This window comes from Arthrobacter sp. N1 (assembly GCF_048288285.1).
Lineage (GTDB): Bacteria > Actinomycetota > Actinomycetes > Actinomycetales > Micrococcaceae > Arthrobacter_D.
On the sequence record NZ_CP102608.1, the window covers coordinates 3,593,658 to 3,611,134 of the forward strand.

Here is a 17,477-nt window from a genome sequence, read left to right on the forward strand (position 1 = left end):
TCCGTGGCGGCGGCGTCGGCGACCCGTCGATCTGACGGCGGTGGCAGAGGCGAGCGCCTCCCGATCCGTGGCGGTGGCGGAGGCGGAGGTTCAGCGGGTCAGAGGTTCCAGTGCACGATCGCCGGCGTGCGCTTGTCCCAGCCGAGCGCGCAGACGGCGGCGGTGCCGAGGACGAGGCGGCGTCCCTCGATCGCTCCGAATTGCAGCCACCGTGCAGCGACGATCCGCAGGAAGTGCCCATGGGCCACGAGCAGGGCGTTCTCGATCGGCTTCGCTCCGGGCTCACGGTCGGCGGGAGTACCGCAACCGGCCTGGATCCTGGCGATCACGCGGTCAGCGCGCTCGGACACCTGGTCGAGCGTCTCGCCGTTCGGCACGCCGTCGTCCCAGATCAGGTAGCCCGGATTCTCCTCGCGGACCGTCGCGCTGTTGCGGCCCTCGTTGTCGCCGTAGTCCCACTCATGGGCGAACGGAAGGATCTCGGCATCGGGGAAGCCGGCGAGCTCCGCCGTGCGGGTGGCGCGCTGGAGCGGTGACGTGACCACGAGGTCGAAGTCGACTCCCTCGAGATGTCCACGCGCGGCCAGGGCCTGCTCCTCACCGTGCTCGGTGAGCGGGAGATCCGTCAGGCCGGTGTAGCGGCCGTCCCGGGACCATTCCGTCTCGCCGTGCCGGAGGAGCCACAGCTTCGGCAGGGGCGTCCCAGCTGGGGTGAGATCCGGTGCTGCTGCGCCTGTCATGGGCTTCATGGTGTGCTCTCCTGGGATTCGGGCTGTTCGCTCCACCACCGGCGGAGCTTGGTCTCGGCGGCGGCCGGGTCGTGGGGGCCGTGCTCCATGCGTTCCTCGAGCAGGAACCGGTAGGCGCGGCCCACCACGGGTCCGGGCCGGATACCGAGCAGATCCATGATCTGCCCGCCGTCGAGGTCGGGGCGGATGGCGTCCAGCTCCTCCTGCTCGGCCAGCGCGGCGATCCGGGTCTCGAGGTCGTCGTAGGCGAAGGCCAGGCGCTCGGCCTTCCGCCGGTTCCGTGTCGTGACGTCGGAGCGCGTCAGGCGGTGGAGGCGCTCCAGCAGGGGGCCGGCGTCGCTCACGTAGCGCCGCACCGCGGAATCGCTCCAGCCGGCCTCTCCGTAGCCGTAGAACCGCATGTGCAGCTCGACCAGCCGGGACACGGCCTTGATGGTGTCGTTGTCGAACCGCAGCGCGCGGAGCCTCTTGCCCGTCAGCTTCGCTCCCACGGCGTCGTGATGACGGAAGCTGACCGCACCGCCCGGCTCGAACTTGCGGGTGGCGGGCTTGCCGATGTCGTGCAGGAGCGCGGCGAGGCGCAGGACGACGTCGGGTGCGGGTACCGGTCCGTCGTCGTCCGTCTCCAGCTCGCAGGCCTGCCGCAGCACCGTGAGGGAGTGCTGGTACACGTCCTTGTGGCGGTGGTGCTCGTCCGTCTCGAGGCGCAGGGCCGAGACCTCCGGGAGGACATGGTCCGCCAGGCCGGTGCCCACCATGACGTCGATCCCCTCGTCCGGTGCCGCCCCCCGGATCAGCTTCACCAGCTCGTCGCGGACCCGCTCCGCCGAGATGATGGAGATGCGCTCCGCCATGGCGGTCATCGCCTCGGCCACGTCGGGTGCGACGGTGACGCCCAGCTGAGACACGAAACGCGCGGCGCGCATCATGCGCAGCGGGTCGTCGGAGAACGACGACGAGGGCGCGCCGGGTGTCCGGAGGATCCCGGCATGGAGATCACGGACGCCGCCGAAGAGGTCCACGAGCTCCAGGGACGGCAGGCGGAGGGCCATCGCGTTGATCGTGAAGTCACGCCGCACGAGGTCCTCGTCCAGGCTCGTGCCGAAGGCGACGGTGGGATTGCGCGACGCCGGATCATAGGCCTCGGCGCGATAGGTGGTGATCTCGATCTGGAAGCCGTCCTTGCGGAGACCGATGGTGCCGAAGGCGCGGCCGATCTCCCAGTAGGCGTCCGCCCAACGCCTGATGAGGGCGATGGTGCGGTCGGGGTCGGCGTCCGTGGTGAAGTCGAGGTCCGGTGACACGCGGCCGAGGAAGAGGTCCCGCACGGGCCCGCCCACGAGGGAGAGTTCGTGACCCGCAGCGTCGAAGAGCTCGCCGATCTCGAGGACAACGGGAGGAAGTGGTGCGGTGAGTGTCGAGGTGTCCAGCAGGTGCGCCATAGTCCCTTAAGGGTGCCAGATGGGGCGCGGTTTCCCACACCGTGGGCGGGTCCGCGACAGCTGCGGCCCGGGCTCGCCGGCGGCTCCGCACCGGGCTGCGCCGTCATCGCCTCCGCTTAAAGATCGTTAGAGTGGTCGGTATGGACCGGCCCGTTCCGAGTGCTCCGAAGCGCACCCCGTTGACAGTGTCAATGGGAACCACGGGTATGCCTGCCGTGCAGCACCAGCTCCCCACGGTGGAGGAGGTCTCGGCCGGCGGGATCGTCATCGACGCCTCCAGGGAGACCCTCGACGTCGCCATCATCGCCCGGCTCAACCGCGGTGGACGGCTCGAATGGTGCCTGCCGAAGGGCCACCCGGAAGGTGTGGAGAACAACGAGGAAGCGGCGGTCCGCGAGATCGCCGAGGAGACCGGCATCGAGGGCAGGATCGTCTCGGCGCTCGGGAGCATCGACTACTGGTTCACCGTCAGCGGCCACCGTGTGCACAAGACCGTGCACCACTACCTCCTCATCGCGACCGGCGGGTACCTGACGATCGAGAACGATCCGGACCACGAGGCCGTCGACGTCGCCTGGGTACCGCTGCAGGAGCTGGGCCGCCGGCTGTCCTTCCCCAACGAGCGCCGCATCGCCGACCTCGCCCGCGAAGTCCTTCCCGAACACCTCTGAGTCGGCCGCGGCCATACTGCCGCTCCCTGGCGACCCGCCGCGCCGTCGTCGTGCCCTGGGGTGAGACGATGGGAAGCGATGTCTGACACGAACACCGCCTCGATCCCCCTCCAGGACGCCGGAGAGCCTGTCCGCGACGATCCGTCCGCCCCCCGCAGCGGCTCGACCGCCCGGTCGAGCGCCATCATGGCCGCCGGGACGCTCGTCTCCCGGATCCTCGGTCTCGTCCGGGTGGCACTGCTCGCGACGGCCATCGGCGCCTCGGGCCAGGTCTCGGACCTGTTCACCTCGGCCAACAACCTCCCGAACTTCCTCTACCTCATGCTCGCCGGCGGCGTGTTCAATGCCGTCCTGGTCCCGCAGATCATCAGGGCCAGCCGCCAACCAGACCGCGGCGCGGACTATGTCAGCCGGCTCCTGACCCTCGCGGCCATGGCGCTCCTGGTCCTCGCCGTCGTCGCGACCCTCGCGGCCCCCGTCATCGTCGGGGTCACCACGAGCTTCACGGGTGAGAAGCTCGCCCTCGCCACCACCTTCGCGTTCTGGTGCCTGCCGCAGATCTTCTTCTACGGCATGTACGCGGTGACGGGGCAGATCCTCAACGCGAACGGATCCTTCGGTCCGTACATGTGGGCGCCGGTGGTCAACAACATCGTGTCGATCGCCTTCCTGGTGGTCTTCATCCTCCTGATGGGGAGCGAGCAGGCAGAGCGGCACAGTCCCGACACCTGGACGTCGACGCAGACCCTGCTGCTCGCCGGCGGCACCACCCTCGGTATCGTCATCCAGGCCCTCGTGCTGTTCATCCCCCTCAAGCGGCTCGGTCTCGGGCTGCGGCCGAAGTTCGGCCTGCGCGGAACGGGGCTCGGCCGCACCGGCAGGCTCGCTTCCGTCACGATCGTCACGATGCTGATCGGCAACGGCCTCTACCTCGTCAACCAGCGCGTCGCCACGATCGCCACCGATGCCCGCCCTGCCCTGCTCGCGCAGGATCCACCCGTCGAGATCGCCGGTCTGACCAACCTCGAGTTCGGCTCCATGGTGTACCAGCTGCCGCACGCGGTCATCGCCCTGTCCCTGGCCACGGTCATGTTCAACCAGCTGTCCTCCGCACACGCGGACGGCAACCTCCCCGCGGTCCGCGCGACCCTGTCCCAGGGGCTGCGGATCATCGGCGTCGCGACGGTGTTCGGGTCGGCCGCACTGCTTGCCTTCGCGGGACCCCTCGGCGTCCTCTTCAGCGAGTCCGCCGAGAGCGCCGCCCTGAACGGTGTCATCATCGCGATCCTTGCGATCGGGGCACCGTTCCTCAGCGCCAATTTCTTCCTCACCCGGGTCTTCTACGCCGGCGAGGACGTGAAGACTCCCCTGAAGATCCAGCTGGTCCTCTCTGTCGTCGGGGTGGTGCTGGCCCTCGTCGCCGGCATGTTCGACCCCCGGCTGATCGTCCCCATGCTGGCCGTCGCCTACTCGCTGGGCAACGTCATCGCGGTCGCCGTGAGTCATACCTTCCTCACGCGGTCCATCGGCCGCTACGGTGCCGGGCACGTCTTCGACGTCCATGTCCGCCTGGCCGTCGCCGGGATCGTCGCCGCAGTCGCCGGTACGGCGCTGTGCTGGGCGTTCGGCGGCTACGACGCCGACGGCTTCCTCTGGCAGTCGAAGCTGAACGCCCTGCTGGTGCTCGCGATCGGCGGTGTGCTGATGGGAGTGGTGTACCTGGGCATGCTGAAACTGCTCCGGGTCCGCGAACTCGACGAATTCGCAGGCCCTCTCCTCGCGCGTTTCCGCCGGAGCGGCGCCTGACCCAGCCGCCCGGAAAACGCCGGGGTGACCGGTAGCATGGGTAAAAATCAGCCATGCTCGCGGGAGGAACACGTGCCAGAAGCAGTAGACGTCGGTTCAGTGCTGGGCGGCCGGTACAAGGTGACCGCCTACGTCCTGGCATCTGCTGAGAAGGATCTCGTGCTCGACGGCGTCGATCAGGTCCTCAACCGGCCCGTCAGTATTCTCGTCGCCTCCTCCGGCAACGCCTCGCAGGTGGCGGCCAGCGCTCGCGACCTGGCCACCGGTGACAGGAACAGTGCCATCCAGGTCCTCGATCTCGGCATCACGGACGCCGGCACCTACCTCGTCACCAACCGCACCCCGGCAGCGGACATGCTGGACCTGATCGTCCAGCAGGATCCCCCGCGGGAGGACCAGCCCTTCGTGGAGCCGTTCTTCACGGACACCCTCGGCTCGGAGATCTTCGGTGGCCCGCGATCCACCGAACCCGAGTCCTACGACGACGACCACGAGGACGACCACGACTCCCGGCACCAGCGAAAACCACGTCTCTCGGGTCTCCGCGAACGCTTCGGACGCCACGGCGCGGAGGAATCCCGGCAGGACGACACCTCGGACCTTCCGCCCGTCGACGCGGAGCCGGCACCCGACCACCGACCGTCCTCCCACCGCGTTCCGCCGCCGCCGAACCGCCGCCCGGGGGGATCCTCCGTCGACGAGCCGCACCGGCGCTCCGAGGACGCAGACCACCCATCGGGCGTCGGAGGAGCAGGTGCCGGAGCGGGAGCGGCAGGCCTGGCAGCCGGAACGGCCGCGGCCTCCTCGTCGCCGTCGTCGTCAGCCCGCGCGGCTTCCCTCTTCCCGCTCTCGGGCGACAGGGATGCCAGTGACGACAGGGACGACAGGGATGCCAGTGATGACAGGGACGACAGGGATGCCAGTGATGACAGGGACGACAGCGACGGGAGCGACGGGTACGACGACGCCGGTCGGGACGAGTACGACGACGAGGACAGCAACGGCCGCAGGTTCACCCGGGTCCTCGTGGGCGTCGTGCTGACCGTGGTCCTCGTCGTGGCGGTGGTCCTCGCGGCGACGCAGCTCGGATCCATCTTCAACGGCAACCCCGTCGCCGACCCCGCGACGGAGCGCTCCAGCGCCGCTCCCGCTACGGAAGACGCCACAGCGCCGGCCCCGGCAGAGACTGCCACCGCCGAACCCACCCAAGCTCCCGTCACTCCCGTCATCACCGGCATCACCCGTGTGGTGCCCGACAACCCGGGACTCGACGCGGCCAATGATGTCACCCTGCCGTCGATCATCGACGGCAACCCGGCGACCTTCTGGGGCAATCAGGTGTACGCGAGTGACAGCTTCGGCGGACTGGCGACCAATCTGGCACTGGTCGTCCAGCTCGAGGAGGAGTCGACCATCTCCCAGGTGACCATCGAGCAGCTCAACGGAGCGGGCGGGAGTTTCTCCGTGCTCGTCAATGATCAGCCGACGCTCGAAGGAGCGGAGCAGATCGCCCAGGGCGGATTCACGTCACCTACCGTATCGCTGCCCATCCCCTCCGGAGCAGACGGACCACCCACCGGACAATTCGTCATCGTGAACTTCACCCAGCTGCCGCGCCTGTCGAACATCCAGGCCCAGTATCCGTTCGGCCTCAGGATCGCCGAGATCCGGGTCAGCTGACCGCGGCGAGCACCGGACCAACCGCTCCCGACAGGGAACCGACGTCGAGCATCGGCCGGCGTCGTCGACGGAATAAGCGTATGTGTGGTTCCGTTGAGGGAAGTGTCCGCAGATGTGACCGGACCGGCCGTATCAGCGATGGAGAAGACAGAAAGGTCTTTCGAGAACGTGACAACCCACACCGAGGTCCAGTTGGACACGCCCACCGTTCACAGCACCGAAGGCGAGCAGAAGATCTACGACGTCATCATCGTCGGGTCAGGACCGTCCGGATACACGGCGGCCGTCTACACGGCGCGTGCGAACCTGAAGCCCGTGATGATCGCCAGCTCCGTCAAAGCCGGCGGTGAACTCATGAACACCACCGATGTGGAGAACTTCCCCGGGTTCCCGGAGGGTGTCATGGGCCCGGACCTCATGGAGCAGTTCGAGAAGCAGGCCCGCCGATTCGGCACCGAGATCCTCTACGAGGACGTCGTGAAGGCCGAACTCTCCGGAGACGTCAAGAAGCTCACCATCGCCACCGGCGAGGAGTTCCTGGCCCGCTCCGTGATCATCTCCACCGGATCCGAATACCGCGAGATCGGCCTGGACGACGAGAAGCGCCTGTCCGGTCACGGTGTCAGCTGGTGTGCCACATGCGACGGCTTCTTCTTCCGTGACCAGGACATCGCCGTCGTCGGCGGCGGTGATTCAGCCATGGAGGAGGCGCTCTTCCTCACCAAGTTCGCGCGGTCCGTGACGGTGGTCCACCGCCGCGACACCCTCCGCGCGTCGAAGATCATGCAGGACCGCGCCTTCGCCCACGAGAAGATCTCCTTCCTGTGGAACTCCGAGGTCGTCGGCATCCATGGATCCGACAAGGTCACCGGACTGAAAGTGGCGAACGTCGTCGATGGTACGACGAGCGATATCGACGTGACCGGTGTCTTCGTTGCTATTGGTAACGATCCTCGTGTCGATCTGGTGAAAGACCAGCTCGAGTTGACGGTCGAGGGCACCATCGCGGTCCAGGGCCGGACGTCGAAGACCTCGGTCCCCGGCGTCTTCGCCGCCGGCGATGTCATCGACCCGACGTATCGCCAGGCAATCACGGCATCCGGCAGCGGATGCGTGGCCGCTCTCGACGTCGAGCACTATCTGGCAGACACCGTGAGCGCGTCCCAGACAGCGGCGCGCGTACCCACGCCGCCTGCAGAGGCCGTGTCCGAGAACGCTTCCCTCTGATCGATCAATCACAAGGAGTAATGCAATGAGCAACGCAAAGGATGTGACTGACGCGTCATTCGACGCCGACGTCCTGCAGGCGAGCAAGCCCGTCATCGTGGATTTCTGGGCAGAATGGTGCGGCCCGTGCCGCATGCTGTCGCCCATCCTCGACGACATCGCCGCCGAGCATGCTGAGAAGATCGATGTCGTCAAGGTGAATGTCGACGACAACCCCGCCATCGCTGCGAAGTACGGAATCACCTCGATCCCCGCCGTGTACGTCTTCAAGGGAGGCGAGGTCGCGGCGACTTCCATCGGCGCCAAGCCGAAGCAGGTCCTCGAGCAGGAGTTCGCGGCCTTCATCAACTGATGGCCTGAAGTACCGAGGGACCCGCCGACAGGCGGGTCCCTTTTTCATGCTGCGGAACACAAGAGGCGTCACGGATGGCTCTCGAGACATACCGTCCACCCTCATCTAGCAGGACCGCCCTGGTACGCCGTCACCTGCCCCGACCCTCGATCGTCCACGTCGCTCACGCCACGCCGCACGTGGTGACTGGAAACCGTCCCCGAGCACGCGAGGAGTGGGGAAATCGGGGAGGGGTAGCGATCAGGAGGGCTAGGCATCCATGCCGACTCGTGGCGACTTTCGACTCTCCCAGCGCAGCGTTTCATAGTCCGTTTCACCGTCGTGATACCCCGGCCATGATCCTTCGTCGGACTGTCTGATCGGAGCGTGACTGATCCTCCCGCACGGAACTTTCAGCACGTTGAAGACCCTGCATACGGAGGAACTCGGCTCATGACCCGATGCGAACCCGGGAGCAACGGGCGGTATCACTGTCTCGCACCCGTCAGTGCCCTACGCCGATTGCAGCCTCATGGGCCCAATACGGCGATCGCTGAGCCACGTCGATACGGGTCCCTGTCACGACCTGGACAGAGGTTCGTCGGCGGTAATGCTTTAAGATCTTTCTGCCCTGGGAGACTTCACAACGTAAGGGCCGGACATCGCACTTCTTTCCCACCTCCTGATCGCCTCGAACTGAACACAGCTGTCAATGTTTCACGTGGAACGCATAGGACAGTCACTCGGGAAGAGAACATGAGGAGGTAGTTGGGCACTTGACAACTTTCTATGTTTTCACCCGGGTATGAGGACGGCCTTCACAGGGGAGAGTCCACGCTATTCCAGCTGTAGACAGGACGTTCTCGTCCCCGACCGCACTCTCACTACAGGGAAGTGCACTGGTGGCGTCGCACCGCTCCACAAGAAATCCGGACTACTCCCACCCCTGCATACCGCGACTCCGCGCAGTCGAACCTAGCTCGGAACCACCGATCGGCGTGTACGTTTCACGTAGAACAGAAACGCCCGAGGGCAGCCGATCTCTGTCGTGTCTTCCCTGACGACAGCTCCCGTGGTCTTGCTGACCACGAGGCGCCGTCCTCCGCCGAAGCGGTGCCGCTCTCGACCGGTTGACCGGCAGCGAGGCCCTGCGAACTTCGGTCTCTCGATCTCACGGTGTCGCTGTCTGACCATCTCAGCTTCTCGCCCCTCGTTCTCTCGCCCCGTCACCCTCTCGCCGGCTAGATATCTCACCCTTCTGGTTCTCCCGCCCTGTCACCCTATCGCCGTCTCAGACTCTCCACCTGTCACCCTCTCGCCATCTCGCTGACTCTCCGTCTCACCAACTCGCCAACTCGCCAACTCGCGGACTCGCGGACTCCCGGTCTCCCGGTCTCCCGGTCTCCCGGATCTACGAACTCTCAAACTCTCGGGTTTGCACGAGCCATCCACGCGCACCGTGCCCCATCATTGGCATACTTCGCACGGATCGCACTGCGGCGCGACGGACCACTCGGCGGATCGATTGAGGGAGAGTGAGCGTAGTCTGCTGAATTAGCGCTGAAGAACGACTGCTGCACCACTCACCAAGCCCGCTGCAACGGTGTGTGGCCACACCATCAGTCCGATGAGTTCTACCGGCGCTGTTCGTCGACAGTTCGACTCTCGGCTTTCGGCCGTCGTTTCACATGAAACCGGGAGTCCATGGAAGACAATTCGAGGAGGCGAAGTCCCCAAGGACGTCAGCAGAAGCGCCTCCATGTCACGTGAGAGACCACGGAGGCCGCAGCTGCCGCGGTCGCGCCTCCCGCGCGAAAGCACCCATCCTGATCAAGCCGGCTCCGGGCCGTTGATCCGCTCCCAGAGGACGAAGAGCTCCGGACCTTTGGCCCACTTCAATCGAGTGTGTCATCCTGAAATGGCTGGAGCGCAGCTTTCGAAGCGCCGGCGCCAGCTTAGGTGACGAAGAGGCCGCAGAATCGGACATGGATCGGGCTTCGGCGGCCGGAGCTGCCCGACTGCGCCAGCATCCGACGGTATGCGGATCGCTGACCACAGATCGGAGAGCGGGATCGATAGGACACCTGTCGCTCCCGGGCCTGATGCACTTTAGGATCCATCTCGCAACAAGCACCAGAGAGAAAGGTACTCGTTCAGGGGAGGCGACCGCCCCGAAGACCCGATAGTGAGCTGACTCGGAGCCGAGTGAGCTCGTTATGACTACTTATGCTCCTCGTTTCACGTGAAACACAGCAGTGATGTGGCCTCATAGCAGGACGATCGCGCCATATGGGGCTCGGCTCCCCTCCAGGTCTTCAAGATGCCTGCGGGGGTCGACCGTGAGCCCTTCCAGCGGGCTCTTCCGCCGCAGGCATGGCGCAGTGTATGCCTACAGACGGAGATGGTCCCTGCCTCAGCCCGGCGTGGTGGCCTTCTGAGCGGCACCCCACACGACCCTGACGCTCCCTGACCAGGGCTGTCAGCACGAACTCCTCTTGGCGACGAAAGGTATATGAGACCTGCGGTCTGATAGTGCTGGAGAAGCTCGGTCGTTAGAAGGAACATTCCCACGATCGCACGACAAAGCTCCTTATGTTCCACGTGAAACGAGGAACATAACCGGCCAACTCCGCCGGGTAGTACCTGGCAGACCTGCATGATGCGTGTCTTCGGCTGTACAGGTGACCAGGGTTGAGGCGACAATCACGCTGTACCAGAGCCTGAGCAGCGGGGCGAGCCGTTTGCCGACCGGGAGCACGAGGTCTGGAGCCTCTTCCTCCTCATGACTGTTCTCCTATTTCATACTGCGCGGAGTCTCAGCTGCCGCCCCGGTGCAAGCAGCTTGTGAGGAGCCCAGACAACGGCGGATGCCAAGCAGCACCTGGTCAGCTCACTTCTGCACACGCCGTATAAAGCAGAACAAATCCACAGCGCACGGGCTGAAGTCCGGTGCGGATTCTCCACCGAAAGAACCACCGCCTACCCAAAAATCCGCCCCCCGATGATCGGTAGCGATCCTCCGGCGACGGCGTTTCACGTGAAACACCACGCACCGCTATCGAGGACCTCGAGCGCCCGTGATCGCGCCGCGCAGATCATCGAACCTGCGACTCAGGGCGGGCGACCAATGCCTACTCAGGAGCCGGGGCTAGAACACCGATAATCCTGTTCAGGTCATCTACACTCGCGAACTCGATGCTGACGCGGCCCTTTTTGGCGCCCAACGTGATCTTCACACTGGTGTCCAACCGATCAGCGAGGGAGGTTGCCAGGTAGTCGAGCCGTTCGTGACGAGCGCCATCCTTCGGCATGGAAGGCTTCGAAGCGCGCCTCAAACCGCCACTGAGGGCAACGATCTCCTCGGTGGACCGAACAGACAACCCTTCGGCAACGATTCTCTGAGCCAGCTTCTCCATATCGGCAGGATCTGCAAGGCCGAGCAGTGCACGGGCGTGACCTGCTGAAAGAACTCCGGCGGCCACCCGACGTTGGACGAGCGGAGGGAGCTTCATCAGCCGTAGTGTGTTGGAGATCTGAGGACGGGACCGTCCCAGACGTCCTGCGAGTTCGTCATGCGAGCACCCGAAATCATCGAGAAGCTGCTGGTACGCCGCTGCCTCTTCCAGTGGATTCAACGCGCTCCGATGAAGGTTCTCCAGAAGGGCATCCCGCAGGAGGTCGTCGTCGAGAGTGACACGGATGATGGCGGGGATCGTCTCCATACCGGCTTCACGCGAAGCTCGCCACCGACGCTCACCCATCACCAGTTCGTACCGGGGTTCTCCTGGCTCCTGCGACGGCCTGACGACGATCGGCTGCAGAACGCCGATCTCGCGGATCGAGTGAACCAGTTCCGAGAGCTCGTCCTCGTTGAACTCGACGCGGGGCTGCTTGCGGTTCGGATGGATCGCGTCCAGCGGCAGGTCCGCGAAGGTCGCGCCGGGTACCTCGACCAGACCCGCACCCGCATCAGCCCCAGCCACGACATCGGCGCTGACGGAACCGGCGGACCGACCGCTACCGGTCGTTTCACGTGGAACAGGGGTGGCAGCTGCGGCGCGACCGCGGGGAACCGATCCCTCTTCCCGGCCAGCGCTTGGTGTGGCCGACTGCGCCGACCGCTGGTCGTCGTCCGCATGTCCCGTGACCTTGGATATCGTCGGGTCCGTTTCATCGGGGGCATCCCGCTCCGAGACGTCGCCCTGTTCCCGGGGCCCAGCCGGCGTGGACATCGACTGCCCGGGGGCCGAGGACGATGCGCCGTCGTCTCCCGCCTCTGACGTAGATGACTTCTTCGCTCCACCGGACGCAGCTTTACGGGACGTCTTACCAACGCGCTTCGTTTGCGCATCCTGGACATTCTTGTTGATCCCGCTGCGCAGCGCGGAGGAATACGAATGTGGCTGCTCTGCCACGTCTTCCTCGGTCACGCGTTCGAAGAACAGATCGACAGGCCGGCTACCCTGCTTGCGATCACTGCTGTCCGTCTGAGGGACGTCACGGGACGCGCCGACCGGCTCCACTGCAGGCAGAACCTCTGGCTCCTCCTTAGCGGGTGCACTCGGGATCAGAGCACCCAGTCCTCGACCCAATCCGCGCCGTTTCTCAACCATGTCATTCCTTCCGGGTGTGGACCCATGCCCACCAGTACTGTTCAGGGGTTCGGATCACCCGGACCCACAACTCCTATGAACGCGAGGCTATTTCCGCGGCAGCTTCCTGATAGGACAGCGCCCCACTCGAGGACGGATCGTAGGTCATGACGGTCTGCTGGTAGCTGGGGGCTTCGGAGATCCGCACCGAGCGGGGTACCACAGCCTTCAGCACCTGCTCGGGGAAATGCTCCCTCACCTCAGCCGCCACCTGGGCCGCGAGGTTCGTTCTCCCGTCGTACATGGTCAGGAGGATGGTCGAGACGGCGAGATCCGCGTTGAGGTGCTTCTGGATCATCTCGATGTTCTTCAGGAGCTGGCTCAGCCCTTCGAGCGCGTAGTACTCGCACTGGATGGGGATGAGCACCTCCTTCGCCGCGACGAAGGCATTGACGGTGAGGAGGCCGAGACTGGGGGGACAGTCGATGAACACGAAATCCAGCCGCGGCTGACCCTTCTCCTCCCGTTCCTTCGCGTAGACGTCGATGGCACGGCGGAGGCGTTGCTCCCTCGCGACCAGGGACACCAGTTCGATCTCAGCCCCAGCAAGGTGGATCGTCGCCGGCGCACAGATGAGGTTGGGAACATCGGGGCAGGGCGCCACCACGTCACCGAGCGGGACGTCGTCGATGAGTACGTCGTAGATGGAATCCACTTCAGCGTGGTGGTCAATGTTGAGTGCAGTGGAGGCGTTGCCCTGAGGGTCGATGTCGATCACGAGAACCTGCAACCCCGCGGTGGCCAGCGCGGCGGCGATGTTGACCGTCGTCGTCGTCTTGCCGACCCCACCCTTCTGGTTGCTGATGGTCATGATGCGGGTACTCCGCGGCTTGGGAAGTTCCTTGCCCAGCAGCTTCTCCCGACGCTTCACCTCGTTCGCCAGCTCCCGGCCGAGAGGCGAGGAGTCGTCCATCGTCTCCATCACGCTTCCGCCCCTGGCCGTCTTCTTCGTCGACGTGTCGACCGCATTGGCTGTCTTGCCACGCGCTGACAGGGTTTCACGTGGAACGACACCTGTATTTACTCGATCTGCAAACTTTCCCGGTTGTATTTCACGCAAGCCGACCGAGGGAGGGTTGCCGAGGGCGCGATGGCCCTCGACCTTCTTCACGGGGGCGTCCTTGATGGTCACTCGGTTGCTCACTCTCACATGCCAGACGTCGTTATCTACAAGGGTAGCCGGAACGCTGCGGGACTCAGCCGCCATCCGACCGGGACGGCAAGGAGCCAACGCGGGCAGGGGAATCAGGATCAGCGGATCCGCACGGGGATCCGCACCACCGTTGTGGGTTCCTCCAGTACTGCATCGCCGATCACGATGATCTCCGGCGTCCCGCCGCCCAATGTGCGGATGACCTTCTTCGCTTTCTCGATCTCCTCCGACGCCCCTCGCCCTTTGATCGCGAGTACCTCTGCGCCGGGACGAGCCAGGGGGATGGTCCATCCTGCCAGCGTCGTGAGGGCGGACACTGCGCGGGCCGTCACGTAGTCACCGGCGACATCACCGACCAACTGCTCTGCCCTCGCACGGTGCACCGTCACGTTGTCGAGGCCGAGATCGCGGACGACCTCGTTCAACCAGATGACCCGCCGCTCCAGGGGTTCCACCAGGTGCAACTCGAGATCCGGTCTGGCGATGGCGATCGCGAGACCGGGAAGACCTGCACCACTGCCGACGTCCACGACCGTCGTATCCACCGCCATCAGGTCGGCGACCACCGCACAGTTGAGGACATGGCGTCCCCACAGTCGGGGAACCTCCCGTGGCCCCAGGAGACCCCGTTCGATACCCGACGACGCAAGATGGGCGACGAAGGCGCGGGCGGTCTCGATCCGGCCCCCGAAGATGCTCTCGGCGGCGGCGAGCTCGTGCCGGCTCGGCTCAGGAATCGCTCCCGGCGCCTGATCCGGGCTGTCAGTCATCGCTCGGCGACACGACGATGTGTCGCGCCTGACCTTCGCCCTCGGACTCACTGACGAAGCCGAGATCAGCGACGACGTCGTGCACGATCTTCCGTTCGTAGGCGGACATCGGAGCAAGAGCGACATCCTCGCCGCTCTCCTTCACCCGGTCGACGGCTTCCTGCGCCACAGCCGTCAGCTCCCGCCCACGCCTGTCGCGGTAGCCGTCGACGTCCAGAACCAGTCGCGACCGGGCGTCGGTCGCGGTCAGCACGCTGAGTCGGGTGAGCTCCTGCAGCGCCTCGAGAACCTCTCCGTCAGCACCGACGAGGGCCCCGAGCCCGGTGTCGGCGGAGCCCTCGGACACGATGGAGATGTAGGTGCGGCCACTCCTCACCTCGATGTCGATGTCCCCGTCGATATCGGCGATGTCGAGGAGTTCCTCGAGATAGTCCGCTGCTACATCGCCCTCCTCGTCGAGTCTCGACGACCTCGATCCCGCCGGACCGTCGGTCTCCTCGGCAGCATCCGCCTCAGGGGCGTCGACCTCCAGGCCGTCCGCCTCTCCGGGACCGCTCTGGTCCGTCCCGTTCGGGTCGAGCTCGGGAGCCTGCTCTTCGTTGTCTACGCTCATCGCTTCTTCCTCTTCTTGCGCTGGGGCTGGACGCGCTGCACCCGGGCCTCGGGAACCGCCTCGATGGCAGGCTCGGCCTTCCGCTCGCCGAGGAGCGGGACCATGGGCAGACCCTTCTTGGCGCGGCGATCGGCCAGTGCCTTCGCAGCGGGCGATCCCGGCGTCGGCATCCTCCGGATCACGTAGAACTGCTGAGCCATGGTCCACACGTTAGTGGTGGTCCAGTACACGAGGACCCCGATCGGGAAGTTGATCCCGCCGATGCCGAAGACCAGCGGGAGGATGTAGAGCATGATCTTCTGCTGACGCATGAAGGGGCTCTGCATGGCCTCCTCGGACATGTTCTTCGCCATGATCTGCTTCTGCGTGATGAACTGCGAGGCCGTCATCGCGATGATCATGATGACGGAGAGGATGATCACGCTGATGTTCCCGTCGGCTCCGAAGCTGCCGAGGAAGGTGGACGAGAGGGGAGCCCCGAAGATGGTGGCATCGTCGAACTGGCGGACGGACTCCGGCGAGAGGGCGCCGATCTCGATGCCCTCCTCGCTCGCGCGGGAGATCCCGTTGAGGACCGTGAAGAGCGCGAAGAAGAACGGCATCTGGATGAGGATCGGCAGGCAGGCAGCGAACGGGTTCGTCCCGTGCTTCTTGTAGAGCGCCATCTGCTCCTGCGTCATGGCCTGGCGCGAGAGCTGGTCGGTCTTGCCCTTGTACTTCTGCTGCAGCTTGCGGAGATCCGGCTGCAGGGCCTGCATCCCGCGCTGCGCCTTGATCTGCTTGACGAAGACCGGGATCAGAGCGGCACGGATGACGACGACGAGTCCGACGATGGAAAGCACCCAGGTCCACCCGGATGCCGGGTCCATCCCGAGGAACGAGAAGCCCTCGTGGAACATGAACATGATCCACGACACGAGCCACCTGAACGGCGCCAGGATCGTCTCAAAAAAACCCATAATCAGTTTGCTCCTCGAGCCGCCGGGCGGCTTTCGTCATCGGCCGGGATGACCGGGTGGTTCAACACAACAATCGAAGGGACCTTCCCGTCCGGAAAGATCCTGGAACCCTCGGGTACGTGATCCACGCCGCCGTCGTTCCATGGGTGGCAGCGGACCACCCGCCGTGCGGCGAGCCACGTTCCCCTCAGGAAGCCGTGGACCGTGACCGCCTCCAGCGCATAGGCGGAGCAGCTCGGGTAGAAACGGCACACCTGGCCGTACAGCGGAGAGACGACCTTCCGGTACGCGATCAGGAGCCAGATCGCAGCGAGACGCGGCAGACCGATGAGGAAGGCCAGCACAGCGACGGCGACCTTCTTCACGATACTCTGCCTTCCTTCTCCGGGACCTGCGACCGCTCCAGCTTCCGAACCACCGCTGCGAGCCCTCCCGTCACGTCCCGGTGCACGTCCTGCCACTCGGCGCCTGCCGATGCGGGAAGTGCGCGGACGACGACGTCGAAACCCTGCGGGTGTGTCCGGATCCACTCCGCCATGACATGGCGCAGCCTTCGCTTAACGAGATTCCGCGCGACGGCGTTCCCCACGTTCTTGCCGACGATGAAACCGACCCGGGAGGGGGCATCCGACGACGTCATGGCCCCGTATAGCACGACGTTCCGGCGCCCTGAACGGACACCGGAACGTACGGTACGTGCGAAATCCGCCGCTGCTCGCACCCGATGGATCACCGGGAGCACAGGTCGGACCAATCCACGGAGGGGAGAGGAGAGCCTGCGCCGGCGCGATCACCCGAGGGCTGCATGGCGGGGAGGGAACCGCTTAGGCCGAGAGTTCGGTACGGCCCTTGCCGCGGCGCGCCGACAGGATGGCGCGGCCTGCGCGGGTGCGCATGCGAAGACGGAAACCGTGCTTCTTGGCACGACGGCGGTTATTCGGCTGAAAGGTCCGCTTGCTCACTGTAGTTACTCCAGAACGATCTTGAGATGCGTCCGGCCCATTGCAACAAGGGGGAAGAACAGACTGACGCGATGAAGGTGTACATCCGACATTCGCGGGAGAGCTGTCACATCCCGAGGCCACTTCGTACCCGGGAACATCTGTGATGGCATGCGAAATGCAGACATGTTGGACTACATCACGTTAGGGGACGCGGCTCAGGGGCGTCAAACTCGCGGTCGGTCGGCTGTGGACCATACTTCTCTACAACCTGTGGACAACCGGTACCCGACCAACAGTACACGGCCACTCCCGAGGCTCCCGTGAAGGTCTCCGCGCCCCCGTCCAGGCCCCGCAGGTCCGCTATCTTCTGTACTTTCCATCCTCTAGTCTTGCCATGGTCCGTTTATCCACGCCTTGTGTACAAGTCTGTGGATGACGGACCTTTTCGAGGGTGGACTGCAGAGCCAAGAGGGGTTTTCC

15 protein-coding genes are annotated in these 17,477 nt (G+C 65.2%); 5 read left to right on the forward strand and 10 right to left on the reverse strand.

Annotated elements, in window-relative coordinates:
* Positions 1 to 98: 98 nt before the first annotated feature.
* Entirely contained in the window at positions 99 to 749 is a 651-nt protein-coding gene (locus tag NVV32_RS16780) for a histidine phosphatase family protein (protein WP_235498627.1), read from the reverse strand.
* The gene (locus NVV32_RS16785) at positions 746 to 2,191 is read right to left on the reverse strand and encodes a CCA tRNA nucleotidyltransferase (RefSeq protein WP_055766201.1); all 1,446 of its coding nucleotides are present in this window, start codon (positions 2,189 to 2,191) and stop codon (positions 746 to 748) included. Before NVV32_RS16785 ends, NVV32_RS16780 begins: the two co-directional genes overlap by 4 nt.
* A 191-nt stretch (positions 2,192 to 2,382) precedes the next feature.
* Here NVV32_RS16785 and NVV32_RS16790 point away from each other — a divergent pair, with 191 nt between their 5' ends.
* From NVV32_RS16790 to trxA, 5 genes are all read left to right on the forward strand, one after another.
* Complete coding sequence (locus NVV32_RS16790) at positions 2,383 to 2,862, forward strand: NUDIX hydrolase (protein WP_055766198.1); 480 nt, start codon at positions 2,383 to 2,385, stop codon at positions 2,860 to 2,862.
* 78 nt (positions 2,863 to 2,940) lie between these two features.
* Positions 2,941 to 4,668, forward strand: a complete 1,728-nt coding sequence (gene murJ / locus NVV32_RS16795) for a murein biosynthesis integral membrane protein MurJ (RefSeq protein ID WP_082471170.1) — start codon at positions 2,941 to 2,943, stop codon at positions 4,666 to 4,668.
* Positions 4,669 to 4,740: 72 nt separating this feature from the next.
* Positions 4,741 to 6,348: an ABC transporter substrate-binding protein gene (locus NVV32_RS16800; RefSeq protein WP_422390935.1), complete on the forward strand. Its 1,608-nt coding sequence runs from the start codon at positions 4,741 to 4,743 to the stop codon at positions 6,346 to 6,348.
* Between the two features lie 192 nt (positions 6,349 to 6,540).
* Positions 6,541 to 7,575, forward strand: coding sequence for a thioredoxin-disulfide reductase (gene trxB / locus NVV32_RS16805; protein WP_422392068.1), 1,035 nt, complete (start codon positions 6,541 to 6,543; stop codon positions 7,573 to 7,575).
* A gap of 25 nt (positions 7,576 to 7,600) precedes the next feature.
* Positions 7,601 to 7,927 carry a thioredoxin gene (trxA, locus tag NVV32_RS16810; RefSeq protein WP_055766189.1) on the forward strand — a complete coding sequence of 109 codons (327 nt, stop codon included), beginning with the start codon at positions 7,601 to 7,603 and terminating at the stop codon, positions 7,925 to 7,927.
* Positions 7,928 to 11,037: 3,110 nt separating this feature from the next.
* Here trxA and NVV32_RS16815 read toward each other — a convergent pair.
* The 8 genes from NVV32_RS16815 to rpmH form a co-directional block, all read right to left on the reverse strand.
* Positions 11,038 to 12,138 carry a ParB/RepB/Spo0J family partition protein gene (locus NVV32_RS16815; RefSeq protein WP_422392069.1) on the reverse strand — a complete coding sequence of 367 codons (1,101 nt, stop codon included), beginning with the start codon at positions 12,136 to 12,138 and terminating at the stop codon, positions 11,038 to 11,040.
* 454 nt (positions 12,139 to 12,592) lie between these two features.
* Positions 12,593 to 13,690 carry a ParA family protein gene (locus NVV32_RS16820; RefSeq protein WP_422390936.1) on the reverse strand — a complete coding sequence of 366 codons (1,098 nt, stop codon included), beginning with the start codon at positions 13,688 to 13,690 and terminating at the stop codon, positions 12,593 to 12,595.
* 119 nt (positions 13,691 to 13,809) lie between these two features.
* On the reverse strand, positions 13,810 to 14,481 hold the full coding sequence (gene rsmG, locus NVV32_RS16825) for a 16S rRNA (guanine(527)-N(7))-methyltransferase RsmG (RefSeq protein ID WP_422390937.1): 672 nt from the start codon (positions 14,479 to 14,481) through the stop codon (positions 13,810 to 13,812).
* Positions 14,474 to 15,094 (reverse strand): protein jag, encoded by a 621-nt coding sequence (locus NVV32_RS16830; RefSeq protein ID WP_082471167.1) that lies wholly within the window; start codon positions 15,092 to 15,094, stop codon positions 14,474 to 14,476. Before NVV32_RS16830 ends, rsmG begins: the two co-directional genes overlap by 8 nt.
* Positions 15,091 to 16,053 carry a membrane protein insertase YidC gene (yidC, locus tag NVV32_RS16835; RefSeq protein WP_422390938.1) on the reverse strand — a complete coding sequence of 321 codons (963 nt, stop codon included), beginning with the start codon at positions 16,051 to 16,053 and terminating at the stop codon, positions 15,091 to 15,093. Before yidC ends, NVV32_RS16830 begins: the two co-directional genes overlap by 4 nt.
* Before the next feature lie 2 nt (positions 16,054 to 16,055).
* Positions 16,056 to 16,418, reverse strand: coding sequence for a membrane protein insertion efficiency factor YidD (gene yidD, locus NVV32_RS16840; RefSeq protein WP_414826592.1), 363 nt, complete (start codon positions 16,416 to 16,418; stop codon positions 16,056 to 16,058).
* Positions 16,415 to 16,795 (reverse strand): ribonuclease P protein component, encoded by a 381-nt coding sequence (rnpA, locus tag NVV32_RS16845; protein ID WP_055766179.1) that lies wholly within the window; start codon positions 16,793 to 16,795, stop codon positions 16,415 to 16,417. The genes yidD and rnpA overlap by 4 nt, the downstream gene beginning before the upstream one ends.
* A gap of 82 nt (positions 16,796 to 16,877) precedes the next feature.
* Positions 16,878 to 17,015 (reverse strand): 50S ribosomal protein L34, encoded by a 138-nt coding sequence (gene rpmH, locus NVV32_RS16850; RefSeq protein ID WP_022892375.1) that lies wholly within the window; start codon positions 17,013 to 17,015, stop codon positions 16,878 to 16,880.
* Between the last annotated feature and the right edge of the window lie 462 nt (positions 17,016 to 17,477).